At 43.6% G+C, this 18,130-nt stretch carries 8 protein-coding genes; 1 reads left to right on the top strand and 7 read right to left on the bottom strand.

What is annotated here, in order from left to right; genetic code table 11:
- Positions 1 to 712: 712 nt before the first annotated feature.
- Positions 713 to 1,984 carry a histidine-type phosphatase gene (locus NBH01_RS07985; RefSeq protein WP_195582262.1) on the top strand — a complete coding sequence of 424 codons (1,272 nt, stop codon included), beginning with the start codon at positions 713 to 715 and terminating at the stop codon, positions 1,982 to 1,984.
- A gap of 7 nt (positions 1,985 to 1,991) precedes the next feature.
- Here the strand turns inward: NBH01_RS07985 and NBH01_RS07980 are convergent, their stop codons facing one another.
- From NBH01_RS07980 to NBH01_RS07950, 7 genes are all read right to left on the bottom strand, one after another.
- Complete coding sequence (locus tag NBH01_RS07980) at positions 1,992 to 3,569, bottom strand: beta-N-acetylhexosaminidase (RefSeq protein ID WP_062695282.1); 1,578 nt, start codon at positions 3,567 to 3,569, stop codon at positions 1,992 to 1,994.
- A 54-nt stretch (positions 3,570 to 3,623) separates the two neighbouring features.
- Positions 3,624 to 6,065 (bottom strand): glycosyl hydrolase family 95 catalytic domain-containing protein, encoded by a 2,442-nt coding sequence (locus tag NBH01_RS07975; RefSeq protein WP_225680598.1) that lies wholly within the window; start codon positions 6,063 to 6,065, stop codon positions 3,624 to 3,626.
- Positions 6,066 to 6,256: 191 nt separating this feature from the next.
- On the bottom strand, positions 6,257 to 7,870 hold the full coding sequence (locus NBH01_RS07970; RefSeq protein ID WP_225680597.1) for a serine hydrolase: 1,614 nt from the start codon (positions 7,868 to 7,870) through the stop codon (positions 6,257 to 6,259).
- 112 nt (positions 7,871 to 7,982) lie between these two features.
- Entirely contained in the window at positions 7,983 to 9,554 is a 1,572-nt protein-coding gene (locus NBH01_RS07965) for an arylsulfatase (RefSeq protein WP_225680595.1), read from the bottom strand.
- A 53-nt stretch (positions 9,555 to 9,607) separates the two neighbouring features.
- Positions 9,608 to 12,295, bottom strand: coding sequence for a glycoside hydrolase family 2 protein (locus NBH01_RS07960; protein WP_234141571.1), 2,688 nt, complete (start codon positions 12,293 to 12,295; stop codon positions 9,608 to 9,610).
- A 198-nt stretch (positions 12,296 to 12,493) separates the two neighbouring features.
- Positions 12,494 to 14,515: a RagB/SusD family nutrient uptake outer membrane protein gene (locus tag NBH01_RS07955; protein WP_225680591.1), complete on the bottom strand. Its 2,022-nt coding sequence runs from the start codon at positions 14,513 to 14,515 to the stop codon at positions 12,494 to 12,496.
- Positions 14,516 to 14,525: 10 nt separating this feature from the next.
- Positions 14,526 to 18,050, bottom strand: coding sequence for a TonB-dependent receptor (locus tag NBH01_RS07950; RefSeq protein ID WP_225694217.1), 3,525 nt, complete (start codon positions 18,048 to 18,050; stop codon positions 14,526 to 14,528).
- Between the last annotated feature and the right edge of the window lie 80 nt (positions 18,051 to 18,130).

Below are 18,130 nucleotides of genomic sequence, written 5' to 3'. Positions count from 1 at the left end.
TATTATTTTGATGAGTATTCGTTGGAAAAAACATTTTATTAGGAGGAAAATAAAGAAAAAATGGGGTTATTATATCATTCTTAAAAAAATAGTTTTATATTTGCACAGACATAAATATGATATTGGTGAATACAAACAGTATTGGATTTATTAAAAGACAGAGTTAACCAAGTTCCACAAGAACTTATTTGAAATCTTCAAGTAATAGCATCGAAAGTTTATCCTTTTCTTTATTCCGTCATGAATTAAAGCATCTATAAAACGTGAAGTAGTGAATCATTATCAGATTCCTACAAGGGACTTTTATTCTCACCGCAATGAGAAAATATTCTCAAAGGCATGAGTATTTTTTCTCATTGTGGTGAGAATTTTTTCTCAAAGGCATGAGAATATGTTGAGAATATAATGATCTGTATCTATTTGTATATTAACTTAATAAAAGTAGTATGCTTTCCGTTTTATACTACTATTTAAATGGTTCCAAAAAACGCTTTATCCCTAAATTATATATATTCACTTGTTTATCTGGTAAGGTATGCTTGTCTCTTTAAGAATAGAAAGTGTGTATAGTACAACTTTATTTTTCTATTCATATAGAGACTGTTCATAAATGATCAGTTGAAACTGAAATCTTAGGCTTTTATGTGTGAGTTTGGGTAAACATAATCATTGTTCTCATCGTTATAGCCTATAAATATAATGGATTTATAATATGAAAGGGTTATTGTTAATTGGGATTTTTATGTTTTACTCTATTTCCAGTGTTTGGGGACAGGATGTAATAAAACAATATGCAGGAACAGCAATGCTATATCCTGTTCAGGAAGACTCATTCCATCTTTCTACTAGTGATATGGTGCCATTTTATATCAACCATTTGGGAAGACATGGAGCCCGGTTCCCAACTTCAGGGAAGGCACTGGATAAGGCTAAAGAAGCACTTATACTGGGGCAACAGGAAAACAGACTAACAACTGATGGGAAAATATTACTCTCTACATTACAGCATTTATCTGATAGTTTTGAGGGACAGTGGGGAAAACTGTCAGTGTTGGGAGAGTTGGAACAAAAGGGAATTGCCGGACGTATGATGAGACATTATCCTCAATTATTCAGTAATTCGGCTAAAGTCGAGGCTATAGCAACCTATGTTCCTCGGTGTATAAATAGTATGGATGCATTTCTTACTCGTTTGATGCAGGATAATCCTTCTTTACGTATACAACGAAATGAGGGGAGGCAATACGATGATATTCTCCGCTTTTTTGATTTAAACAAATCTTATGTAAATTATAAGAATAATGGTGATTGGCTTTCTATATATGAAGCATTTGTACGGAATAAAATATCTTCTGCTTCTATCATGAAGAAATTTTTTATTGAACCGGAACGAGAGACCGATGAAGAAGCGGAAGAGGTTGTTATGGCTTTGTTTTCCATAGCTGCCATACTTCCTGATACAGGTCTATTGACGAATTTAGACGACCTTTTCACAATGGAAGAATGGCGTAGCTATTGGCAAACTCAGAATTTGAGACAATATATGAGTAAAAGCTCCGCACCTGTCGGAAGGATGTTGCCTGTTGCCATTTCATGGCCTTTGTTGTCAGATTTCATTTATACTACTGATGAAGTAATAAAAGGCAAGTCTGATAATGCTGCGAACTTTCGTTTTGCTCATGCGGAAACGGTGATCCCTTTTGTGGCATTGATGGGCATAGAGAATACGGATGTTCAAATTTCCAATCCTGATTCAGTTTCCCGATATTGGAAAGATTATGAGATATCTCCAATGGCTGCTAATGTACAATGGATTTTCTACCATGATAAAGCCCGTGGGGTATGGGTTAAGATTCTTTTGAATGAAAAAGAAGCGAAACTCCCCATTGCAACTTCTCGTTTTCCCTATTATCCTTGGGAAACCGTTTGCGCATATTTTAAAGAACGAATAGAAATGGCTAAAAGGATACTTATCAAAAACTAATTTGAATCTATTTCTTGTCAGCTATTTCAAAAGGAACACGTACCGAAACTCCTTTCTTCATCAGATTAGTCAGGTTGGGGTAGAGACGTTGTTTGAATGATTCCCAATTACGGTATTTCATTTGTGTCCATCCGGCTTCTGCCAATGCGAAAGCGCGGGGATATGCCATATAAGTTGCCCGGTTAATGTCCCGTATCGCTTCTCCCCATAAAGTTCCCATAACTCCGGTGATATGAGCCTGATCTTCGGCAGGCACGCCATATCCCGGGTCGAATTGATACGACTTTTCCAAAGTAGTAACGGGCATACCCCAATTGTTGAACTCGGGAAAATCTCCTTTCAGTTGCGGATAATCCAGATAAGCGTACTCACCTGGTGCCATGATAAGCGGATTACCGTGTTTTCGGGTAAGTTCAAGACAGGTAGGTGTCAATCCTCCACGCCAGCTTACTAAAGTCACGTTCTTGGGATAAGGAAAGAGATAGTCGTTGGCAGGCGGATAAATATTGTCCAGTTCGCACCAAAGTATAGGAGTCTTATTGTTCTCCTGGACGAAAGAAAGCATACGGCTGAAAAAAGGAATCATAAGCTGTGAAGCTTTCTGATAACCTAGCTCTTTCATCATGGCTTGACAACGGCTACATTGGGTCCAGTTCTTTTCTATCACAGCTTCGTCGCCTCCTAAATGTATGTAATCGGATGGGAACAAGGAAGATATTTCTTTGATGATATCCTGATAGACGGAATACACTTTCTCATTATTCGCGCAAAGCATTAAATCCGTAGTTTTGCCTACTATCTTAGGTAGCGTATCGGTATGTGTACATCCCAATTCGGGATAGGCGGCTAGTATAGCTACTGTATGTCCGGGAATATCCAGTTCGGGAATGACCTCGATATTCCGTTGAGCGGCATATTGAATGATTTCGGCAAGTTGCTCTTGCGTGTAATAATCTTTGCCGACCAATTTAGGATGTTTTTTTATTTCGACTCTCCATCCCTGGTCGTCTGTCAAATGCAGTTGGAGTATGTTGTATTTGTAACGTGCCATCTGGTCAATGAAGAACTTCACATCATTTACCGGAAGGAAATGACGGGCAGGGTCGAGCATCAATGCCCGATGAGAGAAGCGGGGTGCATCATCAATGCAGACAGGAGAAATCTCCTTGTGTGCAGTGGCGCACGCGTCACCTAAAAGAAGCTGATCCATCGTCATGACTCCATAATAGACCGCTCCTGCGGTAGCTCCGCTGATGGTGATCCCTTTGGAGGTTATTTCGATACGATAGTGCTCTTTTCCGTCCATTGCAGGATCAACCAGCAAACGGATGTCCGCACGGTCGGATTCGGAGGCAAGTGGAACCTTTGCCTGCATCCTGTCTTGTAATATCGTTTGCAGTGTCTTTGCTGTAAACTGCAATTCCGGCTGATTCAAATAGATAGCCGTCTTTCCAGAACGGACGGTAAAAGGCTTCCCTTTTACCGGTGTGATCTGATTGGGCATGGGCAACAAAGCCGAAGTATTATTCTGGGCAACCAGATATCCGGCTAAGAAAAGCAAACAAAGGCAAGTATAAATTTTCATGGTCGATATTGGGGGTAAATGTTTCGTGTTCATCTGAATGAAATAGATTCAGTGTTATTGTCTGATTTGGGTTAATCCATTCTCTTTGTCATATTTAAGTTGATAGCTACGTCCTTTCGCAGTCTTGAAAGAGATTGTTTTACCGGCATATTTTACGGTACAATTCTGTCCCGCCTTGGAAAGGAGGGTGGCTTCTTTCAAGAGTCCGTCTTTCCATATCATATCTATCTCGAAATTTCCTTTGGCGCATACACCGTGGATCGAGCCGTCTTTCCAGGCATCCGGCAAGGCAGGCAGCAATTGAATGAATCCCATGTGGCTCTGCAACAGCATTTCTGTGATACCTGCCGTGCCGCCGAAGTTTCCATCTATTTGAAAAGGTGGGTGTGTATCCCAAAGGTTATCTACTGTTCCGTTTTTCAACAGATTACCAAAGAGGGTATAGGCGTGATTTCCATCCTGCAGGCGTGCCCATTGGTTCAATTTCCATCCCATACTCCAACCGGTAGCACCGTCACCACGATGTACTAATACAACTTTGGCGGCTTCTGCCAGTTCGGGAGTAGTGATAGGAGAAACAGTGTGTCCGGGATGCAGACCGAAGAGATGATTTACATGGCGATGTTCGTCTTTCGGATCGTCGATATCGGTTGACCATTCCAGTAACTGACCATAACGACCTATTTTATAAGGAACGAGATTGGCAAGCACATGTTCCCATTGTTTGCGTTCTTTTTTGTCTATTCCCAACTCTTTGCTCGCTTGGATGGCATCCAGCAGGATTTCACGGACAACTGCATGCACAAATGTAGCTCCCTGATCGACAGGCCCGTGTTCCGGTGAAGTAGAGGGGGCAGCCGTATACGTTCCGTCCGGTTTATGCCAGAGATAGTCAACAGTAAAGTTGGCACTGCTCTTAATCAGTTCATATCCTGTTTCTTTCAGGAATTTCAGGTCTTTGGTATAGTCATAATATTCCCAGACGTGAGTTGCCAGCCAGGGGCCTGCCATCGGATTAAAGTTCCAGGACATGTCCTGACTTTCCAATGGGGTGGTAAAGCCGAAGATGTTGGCGGAAATAGATGCTGTCCATCCTCTTGCACCAAAATAAGACTGAGCGGTCTTTTCTCCCGGTTTCACTAAGGTACGGATGAAATCGATTAACGGAAGCATACATTCATCCAGGTTTGTAGAGCAGGCCGGCCAGTAGTTCATTTGGATATTAATGTTATTATGATAATCCACACGCCAAGGGCCGTCTATGTTGTTATGCCAGATGCCTTGCAGATTGGCAGGCATATTTCCCGGTCGGGAACTGGCTATCAACAGATAGCGTCCGAACTGGTAATAGAGTTTCTCCAAGTAGTAGTCAGGTTGTCCTTTCCGATAGTTTTTCAGTCGTTGGGCAGTGGGCAGATTGGCTATTTTCACTGTAGGATTCAACTCCAGTTTCACCCGGTTGAACAAAGAAGCGTAGTCTTTGTAGTGTTCGTTCAGTAAGTTGGCATATCCTTTGGCTACGGCATCCTTCATCCATTGCTGTGTTGTTTCAAGCGGGTTAACGCCGACATATGTTTTAGGATCGGTGAAGTCCGGTGCGAAATTCATTTTATAATCGGTATCCGCAGTGACATAAAATATAACTTCGTCTGCTTCCTTCACAGTAATCCGCCCGTCTGCGTTGTTTAGGGTTCCTCCGTTTACTGTGGCCTGAATACGTACTGCATATTTCATTCCGTTATTGTCCAAAGAAGCCGTATAAACAAGGCCATTATTACCGTCGGTAGAGAACTGTCCGGTAGATACCGGGTTGGGTGCATATCTGAAAGTAAGATTTTGTTTGCCCGGTTGGTCGGCACTAAAACGCATCACCATTACATTGGCAGGATAAGAAATGAAATAGTTTCGTTGATATGCTACGTCATCTTTTTTGAACTGAACCACCGCCATTGCCGAATCCAGTGACAAGATACGTTTGTAGTCGCTCATGCCTATTGTGCTTAATCCTGTTTCTACATAGAATTCTCCCATTGTGCTGAAATTACCAAATCGGAAAGGTTTCTCGCCGGAAAATTCATAAGGAACTTCACTATTGAAATTCTCGCGTGTCAGCTTCTCTGCTTTTTGCTGGTTTCCCTCTACGAATGCTTGTCGTATTTCATCCAGGATGTGGGCGGACTGTTTGTTCACATTCCAATAGTAATCCGCTCCTTTGGCTGTGTTAGGGCCGCCACGCCAGAGCGTTTTTTCATTGAAAGTAATGCGTTCCGCCTCTACTGAGCCGAGGATATTGGCACCGATGCTTCCATTGCCGACAGGCAATGATTGTGATTCCCAGCTGGCATCCTGTTTAGTACTGTGCCAAACTTCTTTTCCTTGTAGTGTATTAGGAGAGTCAAACCAGATAGAAAGTCCTTTGGTGTAATCCGTACTTTCTGCATGTCCTGTAAAAAACGTAAATAAGGTACAAAATAAAAGCAAGCATCTTCTTCTCATTGTCGTAGTGTTTTTATTAGATAAAAGTATATTTCATGGATCTAAGTGTGTCACAGCTCTTTGGGACTGAAGGCACAAAAGTAACAAAAAAACAGCTATATGCAAACAATATGTCTTGTAAACAGAAAAAAGAGACTGCTCCTTTTTTAGGGAACAGTCTCTTTCTATAATCTAGTATTAAGAATCCTGTTTTAATATACGCTGGCTGACCGGATCACAATCTTTTGCAGCAACTCTTGCATTTTCCCGATGACCGGTTCTCCATCGAGCCCGTATTCGGCTGCCATCATCTTCATTTGCGGAAAGGTTGCCCATACGCTGCCATTCTTATCTTCCCATACGGAGATTTTCAATGGAAGTTCGAGGGAGATGCTGGGATTATCCTGCATCAACTTGGTTCCAACTTTGGGAGAACCAAAAACAATCACCTGATTGGGACGGAGTTCGAGACCTACTTCTTCTGCATTTTTACCATGATCGAATTTGGCAAATACAGGAATCTCCATCTTTTTTAATGTCTGTTCGATGCGAGCCATTGTTTCTGCCACGCTGAACTGACTCTCATAAGTGTAAAGCAGGTTGTCATTAGCGCCTGTTTCCATTTTGCTGCTGTCGAACGCTGCTGCTATTTTACGTCCCAGATTAGTCAGATCAACTCCTTCTTTATTGGCGAGCAGAGTAACACATACCAGTTCGGAGGCATCCGTGAAGCGGCTTAAAAAAGCTGAATGTCCGGAAACATTTCCTTTTATATCCATCAGACCTTTATGGTTATAGAACTGCCAGCCTGCTACGGCAGGTACAACTTTCCCATTGGCAAGTTTCGTTGGCTTATATATAAAATCGCGGTTCTCCGGTTTGGCTATTAAAACACCTCCGGCAAGTGCGATATCCCAATGACTGACATTCTCTGCAGATGCCCAAATGTCGGAAAAACCTTTCATGGCGGTAGGGCTGACAGAAGGAGCCACTACCAGCTGACCGTCTTTTTCTATATATCCGGTAGTCGTTTCGGAAGGATTAATATAATCTTTATCCTTTTTGAAAGTCTGATGTACATTGGCAGTGGTTGTTACATCTTCCTGTTTGACTTTCGCCAGGTCTTCGCCGAAATAAGTTTGTTGCAAACCAAGATAGTCAATCTGATATTTTTTCACGAATTCATGGTACGGCATTTTTCCCACTTTTTCAATGATGGAAGTCAGTAGCAGAAAGTTGGTCGCACTCTGTTTCACGTCAGTACCCGGTTCGAAAGATAGTGGAATAGTTGCTACTGTCTCAATCAGCTGCATAGGCTGATAGTCGGCTGAAACGTCAAAACCTTTCTGTGCCCGGTAGTCTGCAATGCCTGTGCTATGCTGCATCAGTTGGAGAATACTTATTTCTTTCCAGCTTTCCGGAATATCTTTGAGATACTTTCCGATTGGGTCGTTCAGTGCCAGTTTGCCTTTTTCATATAGCTGCATCACTGCTACGGCGGTAAATCCTTGCGAAATGGGACCTATCGGCCACAGTGTCTTGGCTGCTGCCAGATTGCCTTTCTCGAAATCAGTAACTCCATAGCCCACAACACGGGGAATGTAAGGGGCCTGAACAATAGCCAGTGTCATGCCTGGTATGCCTTGTTCTTCCATAAATTCATAGATCATCTGATCGATGGCTTTCCCTTGGTAGGCGACATGCACATTTCCTCTGCCTTCTTGCGGCAATTGATTTTCATACTTTTTCATAATGGTCTCTCCGTTTTGTGCTAAAACCGTTCCCGAGATTAGCAATGCTGTTAAAATTGATAACTTTTTTCCCATAACTCTTTTTATTAAGATGTTAATGTTGATTTCCGATGTTGCAAAGATAGACCATTGGAAATCCCCGGGAAATGACCATATAACACTAATAGTTGGCTATTGTTCCCAAACTTTATTCTTTCCCGCTTTGATCCGGATTTTGTTTCAGATAATAATTAATTCTTTCGGTCCAAGGTTTGTTTTCGAGTGGGAAGACATGACACTGTTCTGCCCATTTATTCCATTTAGTTTCCAGCTTTTTCACTACCTTTGGGTATTGGGCGGACAAATCTTTGGTTTCGAACGGATCTGTCGATAAGTCGATTAGCTCCCATGGTTCATTCCGGCTGCCGCGTACCAGTTTCCAATGATCGGAGATAATGGCGCAGGAACTTTGATGCTCAAAGTATAATTCTCTGGGCTTTATCTTTTTTCCATGGATTGGAGGGAGTAAGCTCTTGCCGGGCAAATTCTCTTTGAACTCTGACGGATAAGTGGCTGTGGCAATATCCATGCAGGTAGGCAGTATGTCTATAATGTGGGCAGGTTGCCTGCAAATCTGACCTTTCATCTTGTTTTTTTCGGCATCGCCATAAGATAAGATAAAAGGGGTACTTGTGCCTCCCTGAAAACATTGTGACTTATAGCTTCTATAAGGAGTATTGCTCAAATCAGCCATAAGCTGCCCCAGGTATCCGCCTTCTTTGGTTGCACCGTTATCGCTTAAAAAGATAAATACGGTATTGTCCAGCATCCCTTTCTCCTTGATGGTTTCCACCAGTTCACCGATTCCGCTATCCACAATTTCGATCATGGCGGCATAGGTTGCCATATCGGTAATCCATTGCTCCTGTTGCTTGGGTGTAAGCGTTTCCCAGGAGGGACGTTTTCCGTCAAATTCTTTTTGGTAGACAGGATAATCCATCTCGTCCGAAATGAACTTCAGCTCCTTTAATCTGTCGAAACGTTGCTTGCGCAGCACGTCATATCCCACTTTATACCGGTCTCTGCATTTCTTCACGCGATCAGCAGGAGCCTGAAGGGGCAGGTGAGGGGCATAATGAGCTACGTACATAAACATCGGTTTGTCTGTAGGGTGTTGCCTGACAAAACTGACGGCGGAATCGGTGATGGCAGTGGTATAGTAATAGTCATCGGGGAATTCAGTGATTCGGGTCAGATTGCTGTATACCGGTGTCGGTTTATAATAACTGCCTCCTCCGCTCAGGCAACCGTAATATTTGTCAAATCCCCGTTGGGCCGGATAGCTGCCGTTGGGAGCATCAAAAGCTCCGTCTACTGTGACGTGCCATTTACCGCTCATATATGTGCTGTAGCCATTCGCTTTCATCACCTCGGCAATGGTGGGGATGTTTTTCGTAATTTGTCCTCTGTATCCGGGGCGGTGTTCATCTACTGCCGTCATCCATCCCATGCCGGCTTCGTGCTGATAATGCCCTGTCAGTAAAGCAGCACGGCTGGGGCAGCTTCTTCCTGTATTTTTGAACAGGCTGAAGCGTACCCCGTTTTCTGCCAGACGGTCTATGTTGGGAGTCTGGATTTCACTTCCGTAGCAACCCAGATCGGAGAATCCCATGTCGTCACATAAAATCAATACAATATTGGGAGGAGTACTTACCTGTGCTTCTGTACTGGCGAAACTCGCTCCTAACAAAAATGAAGTATATACTATTCTATTTATCATAACTGTATTTTAATAAGTTTGTGTTTTTCTGTTTATAGATAGAACCATGCGCATTATTCAAAGTCACTTTGTTGCTTTTCTACTTCTTTCAGTTTCACGCGGTTCAGTTCCTGTTGCAATTCAAGTACACGCTTTTCGCAATCGGATGAGGCGGCATTCACCTTATTTCCGGCATCTTTGCTTGCGGATTGTGCTTGTGTCAGTTCTTCTTTGTCTGCTACCAGCATATGTTCCGAAGGAAAAGTAGGAATAATCAGTTCTGCCGGAACCGGCGTATGTTTGCCTTGCCATACCACCGATGCGCGGATTTTGATTTCTCCCGGTGTGGTGGTGGATCTTACCAGCACCGGAGCAGTTCCCCAAAGTACCGGACGTGGATTGGTGAATGTTTCTTCGTCGGCAACCAGTTGGCCCTGTCCTTCGATTTCGAACTTTACTTCATAATTATTCAAACGCTTGATGTTTCCGTTTTCATCTGCGATGGCTGCAATGACCGTCACAATGTCCGATCCGTCCGCTTTCATCTGCACTTTCTCGTCATCTGCCCAGAGCAATAGTTTTGACGGGCGGCGTGTGGGTGTTACTTTATGTGTCGCAACCACTTTCCCGTCCATTAATCCTTCTGCCAAAAGGTAAGAATCTGCCTGTTTCTTTTGGCGTGACAGCTTTTTATCATACATGACATCAAATACATCCTTGAATGTGATGACGGGTGAAGGCATTCCGACTTCATTTGCCGGCTTATGATAAGTATACTCTTTGCCTCCCTTGCAATAGGTGAGGCGAACTTCATCGCAGTTGCTATATATCGTTACATCTTTCGGAGAGAAAGGAGTCATGGCATTAGCTATGTAAATCATCGGTCCGTTATCTGCGATCAATTCCTGGTTGGGTTCGGCAGGACGCTGGGAACAGAACATATAATAAGATAGCTTCGGTTGTCGGAAGGCATCCATGATACCTCCGTAGAACGGATCTGGATGATAGCCTCTCTGATGATCGAATGAATGCCACAGGCAACCACCCATATGTTGTCTGGTAGTTCTGTACAATATATCATAACTGGTAAGCTGATAATCGTTCTTAGCATAGCCCTGTGCCTGTATCAGCATCGGTACTTCTCCCCAGCCACGGTTGACCCGGCTTGGCGAGTTATGAGAATTCCAGTCGTCCACATTATCTCCCCACTCGCGGGTGAAATAACTGATTTTCGGGTCTAAATTTTCGGAGTTAAAGGCTCCGCCACCTCCGTTCATCGGATGGGTGAAGTGTATCGGGAAGTATTCGTGTCCACGTGCGGTTACATCACATCCGGCATAGCAATACGGATACGGATATTCTTCATTGAGAATGTCCACTACATTTTTGGCAAAATCCGCCGGATACCATGTTTCGTTCAGAATCGGCTCCCACATCCATACACTGGGGTGGTTGCGGTCGCGGCGAACCATATTGCGGATATCACTATACACTCTTTGAGCAAAGATCGGCTGATCATTCCAGAATTGCCATCCCGGTGTGTTGACAATAACAAACAGTCCTAATTCATCACAAGCATCCATAAACGCCGGATCTTGCGGATAGTGGGCGTTGCGGATAATACGCATTCCGGCGTCACGCAACTTCTTCGCATCCCGCCAATGAAGGCTGTTGGGTAAGGCGTTGCCTATCACTGCAAAATCCTGATGACGGTTGGCTCCCATCAGAGGATAGGGATAAGGTTTGCCATTCAGCCAGAATCCGTCTTTTCCTTTAAATTCAATGCTGCGAATACCGATGCGGCGGTAATATCCGTCAATGGTGTTACCGGCTTTATCCTTTATATAAATGTGTAGTTTGTAAAGGTAGGGGCTGTCGGGTGACCATAAATGAGGTGTTTCTACAGTCACTTTGCAGGAAGTTTGTTTCGCAAGCCCCTTGCTTACCGACAAACCGGTCTCCTTAGAGAGAACACGTTTGTCGTCGCGGTCATAGAGTTCATAGATTATTTTACCACCGAAGGACTTTCCGGAAGTGTTGCGTATATGTGCATCCAGTTTCAACTGTGCGGATTGCTCGGAAACTTTGTCGAAAGAGACAAACAATCCGCCTCCGGCTGTCTCGTTCTCATAATTCGGATCGGTGATGAATACCTTGTTGTGAACTATCATCCAGCAATCCCGGTAAATTCCTCCGAAGTATGCAAAATCCAGTGCATCTTGCGGTTTGCCGGGAGGGTAGGAGGGATCGTCACTGTTGTCTGCCCATACAGTGATTACATTGTCTTCTCCGTACTTCAGACTGGAAGTGACATCTACGATGACAGGCAGAAAACCACCGAAATGTTCTTTCAGTAACTTGCCGTTTACCCATATTTTTGACTTTCCCATAATGGCTTCAAAATGGAGGAATTGTTGTTTCCCTTTCCAACTCTCTTCGGGAGTGAAATGCTTGCGATACCAGATTTCACCCTGATAATTGATGCATCCGCTTGCCTCGGTAGGGAGGTATTCTATGCCGTCGGGCAGTGATACGATGTTCCAGTCTTTGTCATTGAATTCCGGCTGTTCCGCCCCTTCGATATGACCTTTGTAAAACCGCCAGGCTGGGTTCATGCTATACGCTGTGCGGCCTGTGTTGGAAAGCTGATAAAAGCCGGCTGTGGAGTAAGATGGCTGGTAAGCGTCGGCATAAGCTACCAGTGTTCCAGCCAATAACAGACCACTGAGTAAGATTTTCCACCATGTAGAAGTCGTTTTCATAATTCTTAGATTTGCTTGATTGATTTATCTTTTTATATATTAGTATCAGACTGTTTTGTTTCGCATTAGAATTTCGTTCGGGCAAGGTACAAATTTCCCGATAGTTTGAAGCATAGGACGCCGAGCTTTATTTTTTATTAAACATTAGCCCAGTTCGTCCTACACTTTTTTACCATATCCAAGATGGCTTTATCTATTTTATTTAATACCTATCGGCCCTTCATTGGCTTGAATCGGCCATCCTGGATTCTGGTAAATAATAGAAGTACTCAGATCGTTAGGATTTGAGGCCGTAATTCTGAAGTGCGTGATAGCGATAGGATTCAGATAATGCGCTTCACACCATGTGTATCCTGCATCATACATCAGATTGTTTGTCTTCACAGCGCGGTAAGGACATAGATATTTACCGCTATTAGCATAGCTTGATACATTAGAGGTCTGTCCTTCCGTTCCTTCCTGTATCAGAAGATTTTTTCCGTCCTGCATGTATTTATCCTTTAAATCGGATTCCCATAAGTTAACCCCTTGGATTACAAATTGTTTAACCTGATCCAGCGCTCTCCAGCGTTTTAAGTCTAACATGCGCAAACCTTCTGCAAGTAGCTCACAACGCCGTTCACGGCGGATGTTGTATAGTAGAGGAGAGACTGTTTTACCTGCCGAATATACGGCCCAGTCCAGTTCTTTGGACAGATCGGTATTGTTCACGGTCACTGTATAGTCTCTTGGCAATCCGGCTCTTTCGCGGAGATCTCCCCAATATCCTGCTGCCTCCGAACCAATGGAAGTTCCATTATGCTCCATACAGTCAGCCTCGATGTAATTGAGATAAGCCTCGGCTACGCGGTATACCGGACACCCTTCAATCGCTGTGTTGCCATCCCGGTACCAGTTTCCTGACAATCCTTTGCGTACCTGATAGCCTGTTACGCATCTCTTTTCCGTTATATCCAGAAGTTGCGGAACCTCCGGAAGCAAATCGGGAGTACCATTCATTACATTCGGGCTGAGAGTCTCACCCGATGTCATCAGGAATAGTTGTAGGCGTAGATCTCTGTTTTTGCGTACATCCGATAATGACTCGTCCCCTTTATACTGGTCGGTTGCATAGATCGGCTTACCGTCACGGCAGAGGAAACTCTCCACATATTGCCGGGTAAATCCGGTATTTCCACCCACGCGAATATAGAAAGGAGCTGAGTGCACAATCTTATAGTCGAGCAGGTTATACGCACGCCACAATAATATTTCTGAATATCCTTCCAGGCTATTCGCTGAGAACTGAGCAAAATAGGGGTTGCTCATTTTATATTTGTCTTCGTCTGTTTTAACTGTTTCATCCATGCAGTCTTTTGCTGTATTCTGTACCAAGGCTGCATTGCCTATCACTTCTTTGGCTGCTGCTTTGGCCTCCTTCAGAAAAAATGCGATTTCCGTATCGATATTAAAGTCCGCAATGTCTTCTGCCTTTCCCGGCCATCCCGGACCACCCGGTACTAGAGCGGTGCCTTTGTGATAAGTCAGCCAGGAAGCCTCGTACAGGGCTGCTCTGGATTTCAATAACAGAGCTGCATTTTTGGTAATTCGGTTCTTTCCACCGGATATAGTATTGGTCAGCAAGCCGATTGCCAGATCCAGGTCTTCCAGGATAAAACGTGCCACTTTATGGCGGGGTTCCCGTTTACTTGCCTGAATCAGAGATACACTTTCATCCGGCAACGTATTCTTTATAATCGGGAAGTCGCCGAAGGTCTCCAGTTTTGACAAGTAATTCTTGGCGCGCAGGAAATACATTTCACCTATATAATGTTTTATGTTTGTTTCCGAACCTTCTATCTCTCCCTTTTCGAAGCGGGGTACTACTGTTTCGAGGAAGTAATTAGCTTCACGAATGGCAGAGAAATACCACGGATCATTGCTTGCAGGATTATCGTATGCTTCCGGAACTTTCCATTGACCGGGAATCCATTTCTTATCATAGTCAGTGGCAGCCTGATTATCTGTTGCATTGTCATTTTTCCAGATTCCGGCATTAAATCCTTCATGCGTCGTGAAGTTGTAATGCTTTACGGCATAGGCGGCCAAGTCATTTTCAGTAAAGAAAAAGTTGTCCGGAGTCACACTGTCCAAAGGTTCCCTGTCCAGAAAATCATTGCAAGAAGCGAGTATAAAGCTTCCCCCTGTCAGCAAAAATAAATATTTAATTATCTTTTTCATACGTCATCAATTAAAAGTTAACACTAAATCCTGTGGAAAAAGTACGGGACAGCGGATAAGTCTTTCCTGAACTGTTCGATCCGTCTTTTGCTCCATAACCGGTATTAATTGTCTCCGGGTCGAATCCTCCGGGCAATCCCGTAAGGGTGAATAAGTTTTCTCCCGAGAAGAATACTCTCAGGTTGGAGACACCTATTTTACGTGTGATCTGGGCGGGTATGGTATATCCGATCTGCAAATTCTTCAACCGTACATAGGCGGCATTCTGAAGATAGCGGGTTTGCGTCTTTTGATTTTTGGCGAAGTTATCAACTAAGATACGAGGGAAATAAGCATCTTTGTTGGCACTCCAGAAATCATCCCCTTCTTCGCGGAAGAAGTCAAGATGAGAAGTAAAGCAGGCCGATTGCCAGATACCTCCCGTAGCTCCCCAGAACATATTGTCGTTCAGCCAGGCATCACGTTTCGCCACTCCTTGAAAGAATAAGCGTACATCAATGCCTTTCCAGGATGCATTCAGGTCCAGACCAAACCGGAATCGCGGAGAAGAGTTACCGATGACTTTTTTGTCACCCGGGTCATTAAGCGTAGCTCCGTCAGAAATCTTGCCGTCACCATTCAGGTCCCGGTACATGATGTCACCTGCGCCCCATTTGACTCCTAATGCATCCTGTCCGCCATTGGGCAGTGAAGCAAGATGAGCATCCATTTCTTCCTGGCTTTTAGCTATGCCAATGGTTTCGAATCCCCATATATCTCCATTATATTTACCGACATACCACGTGTTTATTTTACCAGTCGTGTTAGGGTATTTGAGGATTTTCTGACGGTCGTCCGAAAGCAACAGGTGCACGCCGTAGTCAAAATCTTTAATGCGGTCCCGCCATCCCAAATCCAATTCAAAACCGGTAGACTGCATATCCGCATTGTTCATTTTGGGTACATTTGCCCCTAAAGTTACAGGAAGTTCGGGAGCTGGTCCTACCATATTGATAGTCTTCCGGTTGAACCAGTCGAAACTTACAGTCAGACGGTTGTTCAGCATACCTAGGTCAAAACCGATGTTCCATGACCGCATGGTTTCCCATCCTAATAGCGCTGAAATCAAATCCGGTGCATTCGCTGTGTTGGGACGGCTGTTGTTAATCAGCCAGTTGGAGTTGGGATCTTGGGCGACAAACTTCATTAACTGGATATACGGATATAGGTTTTCTGTATTCTGATTGCCCAGTTCTCCCCAGGAACCGCGGATCTTTAACGTATTAATGATATGGCTGGCAGGTTCCATGAATGCCTCACGGGCTACGTTCCATCCGGCAGAGAAGGAAGGGAACAAATTCCAGCGTTTGTCTTTTGCAAAACGTGAAGTACCGTCATACCGGAGATTGACTTCCAGTAGATACCGTTCTTTATAATCATAATTGAGTCGGCCGAAGAAACCGGCTGTTGCCCAATGTGTCAGTTTGGACTTATCGATAGTCGATTCACCCGTAGCGGCATTAATACTGGGCACGGATTCTGAAATCAAGTCCAGTTTTGTTGCTTGCAATTGACGCCATTTATTTAATTCTGCCTGAAAGCCTGCCATTACTTTTAGATGATGTGTATCGGCAAATGTTCTGCTATATTCACTGTAGACGTTTGCATTGAAATAATTGGTACGTTCTGCACCTTCTGTAACACTTGATGTTTTCCCATTATCACCTAAATAGGGTTCACCTGCTACATTCATTTGAGTTAATTTTAAATTATCAGTATGAGAAAAGGCGTCTATCACCTTATAATTAATTTCCCCAAAAATAACCCAGTTTTTGATGGGTTCCAATACTATCTGGAACTGTTGGTATAACCAATCTGTTTGGGAATTATTATCACCTCCATAAAGAGTCGGACGGACCAAAGCGAATGGGTAACCATTAGGATCCACTGTTGGCTCCATCGGCCAACGTTTGGCTATATTATGATAAAGAGTATTGTCATCCATCGAAGAAGGCTTGGTATAGTCTTTCCTCATGTATTTCATGCTATAATTCATGCTCAGCCACGGATAAAGCTGTGCGTTAATCTTACTGCTTACCGAATAACGTTGTAATTTATCACGCCGGATGGCCATCATACCTTCCTGTCCCATGTAATTACCTGAAAAATAATATTGAATTTTTTCTGTTCCTCCACTGGCGCTAAGAGAGTGTTCCTGTGAAAATGCCATACCGCCAAACATGACATCATACCAGTCTGTATTCGTATTACCGATCCAGTCCCAGATAGTGGGAGTGTTTCTGTTCGGTTGGGTAGTAGTGGTAATCACTCCCGATGCGTAATCTTTGATAGCCTGAAGACGGGTATCGTCAAACTGCACCGCTGTTTTACCATCATTCAACTGCATTTTGTTGAAATACATGGCATAAGTGTAGGCGTCTGCTACATCCGGCAGATTAATGGCTTCCGACCAGCGGAAACTATTATTATAATTAATGTTGACTTTCCCCGCTTTTCCTTTTTTAGTCGTTATCAACACTACGCCGAATGGCGCACGGGAACCATAGATGGAAGAGGCTGCCGCATCCTTCAATACCGAAATACTTTCAATATCATTGGGGTTCAGCATATTCATATTTCCTTCCATGCCGTCGATCAGAATCAGCGGAGATGCATTGGAACCGTCGCCGATCGTACCGGCTCCACGGATATTCACTTTCATGTCTGCACCGATTTCACCGCCGTTGCCGTCCGAAGCATAAGAAAAATTCATTCCCGGGACTAATCCCTGTAATGCCTGGCTTACATTAGAAACCGGACGTGATAGTAAATCCTCGGCATTTACCGTAGATACCGAACCGGTCAGGTTGACTTTCTTCTGCGTACCGAAACCTACGACAACGATTTCGTCCAGTGTCTTGGTATCCTCTTTCAGAATGACCGACAGACTTTTGCCGGATTGCGCCTTCACGGTCTGAGACATATAGCCTACGTAGGAAACCGTAATCGTCACATTGGCAGATGCTGTATTCAATATGAAATTCCCATCCAGGTCTGTAATCGTACCATTCTGGGTGCCATCTTCCATTACGGTAGCGCCAATGACCGGATCACCAAACATATCCGTCACTTTTCCCTTTATCTGCACGGTTTGCTTAACGGCAGGCGCGTCCGCTATTTGCGTAGATAATATTATTTTCTTATTGCGTACGGCATATTTGACGTTGGTGTTTTTAAATACCTCATTCAATAAGGTAAATATATTGCTCCGTTCGGTAACTACCGATACCCGGCGGTCTACATCAATATGATGGTCATTGTAGAAAAAGCTAAAATCAGATTGTGCCTCAATTTGTGACAGAACTTCTTTCACAGTCAAGTTTTGTGCTTTCACAGAGATCATAGTACGTTGGGCGTAGCTGTCGTTAGCACATAGAAGCCCAACAAAACAAAAACAGAAAACAAAGAGCAGTTTCATAGACAAAGGAATTTTTTTCCAAACAATAAAAACGGGATTATCCGCCCACAATTGTTGGACATAATTGTTTTTCTTCATATATTTGCATAAATTAAAGTTAAGAAATAATTTTCTCTGTTTGTATTCAAACAGGTTAAAGGCTTTCTCATACAGGCTGG

This window comes from Bacteroides sp. B1-V-101 (genome assembly GCF_023656585.1).
Lineage (GTDB): Bacteria > Bacteroidota > Bacteroidia > Bacteroidales > Bacteroidaceae > Bacteroides > Bacteroides thetaiotaomicron.
The sequence above is the reverse complement of the archived record's forward strand: the minus strand, read 5'-3'. Positions and strand labels throughout refer to the sequence as shown.

Bases quoted from the DNA above. Each gene is read 5' to 3' on its own strand.
- NBH01_RS07955 (WP_225680591.1), bottom strand. From the start codon at position 14,515: ATGAAAAAGATAATTAAATATTTATTTTTGCTGACAGGGGGAAGCTTT.
- NBH01_RS07985 (WP_195582262.1), top strand. From the start codon at position 713: ATGAAAGGGTTATTGTTAATTGGGATTTTTATGTTTTACTCTATTTCC.
- NBH01_RS07965 (WP_225680595.1), bottom strand. From the start codon at position 9,554: ATGATAAATAGAATAGTATATACTTCATTTTTGTTAGGAGCGAGTTTC.
- NBH01_RS07980 (WP_062695282.1), bottom strand. From the start codon at position 3,569: ATGAAAATTTATACTTGCCTTTGTTTGCTTTTCTTAGCCGGATATCTG.
- NBH01_RS07950 (WP_225694217.1), bottom strand. From the start codon at position 18,050: ATGAAGAAAAACAATTATGTCCAACAATTGTGGGCGGATAATCCCGTT.
- NBH01_RS07970 (WP_225680597.1), bottom strand. From the start codon at position 7,870: ATGGGAAAAAAGTTATCAATTTTAACAGCATTGCTAATCTCGGGAACG.
- NBH01_RS07960 (WP_234141571.1), bottom strand. From the start codon at position 12,295: ATGAAAACGACTTCTACATGGTGGAAAATCTTACTCAGTGGTCTGTTA.
- NBH01_RS07975 (WP_225680598.1), bottom strand. From the start codon at position 6,065: ATGAGAAGAAGATGCTTGCTTTTATTTTGTACCTTATTTACGTTTTTT.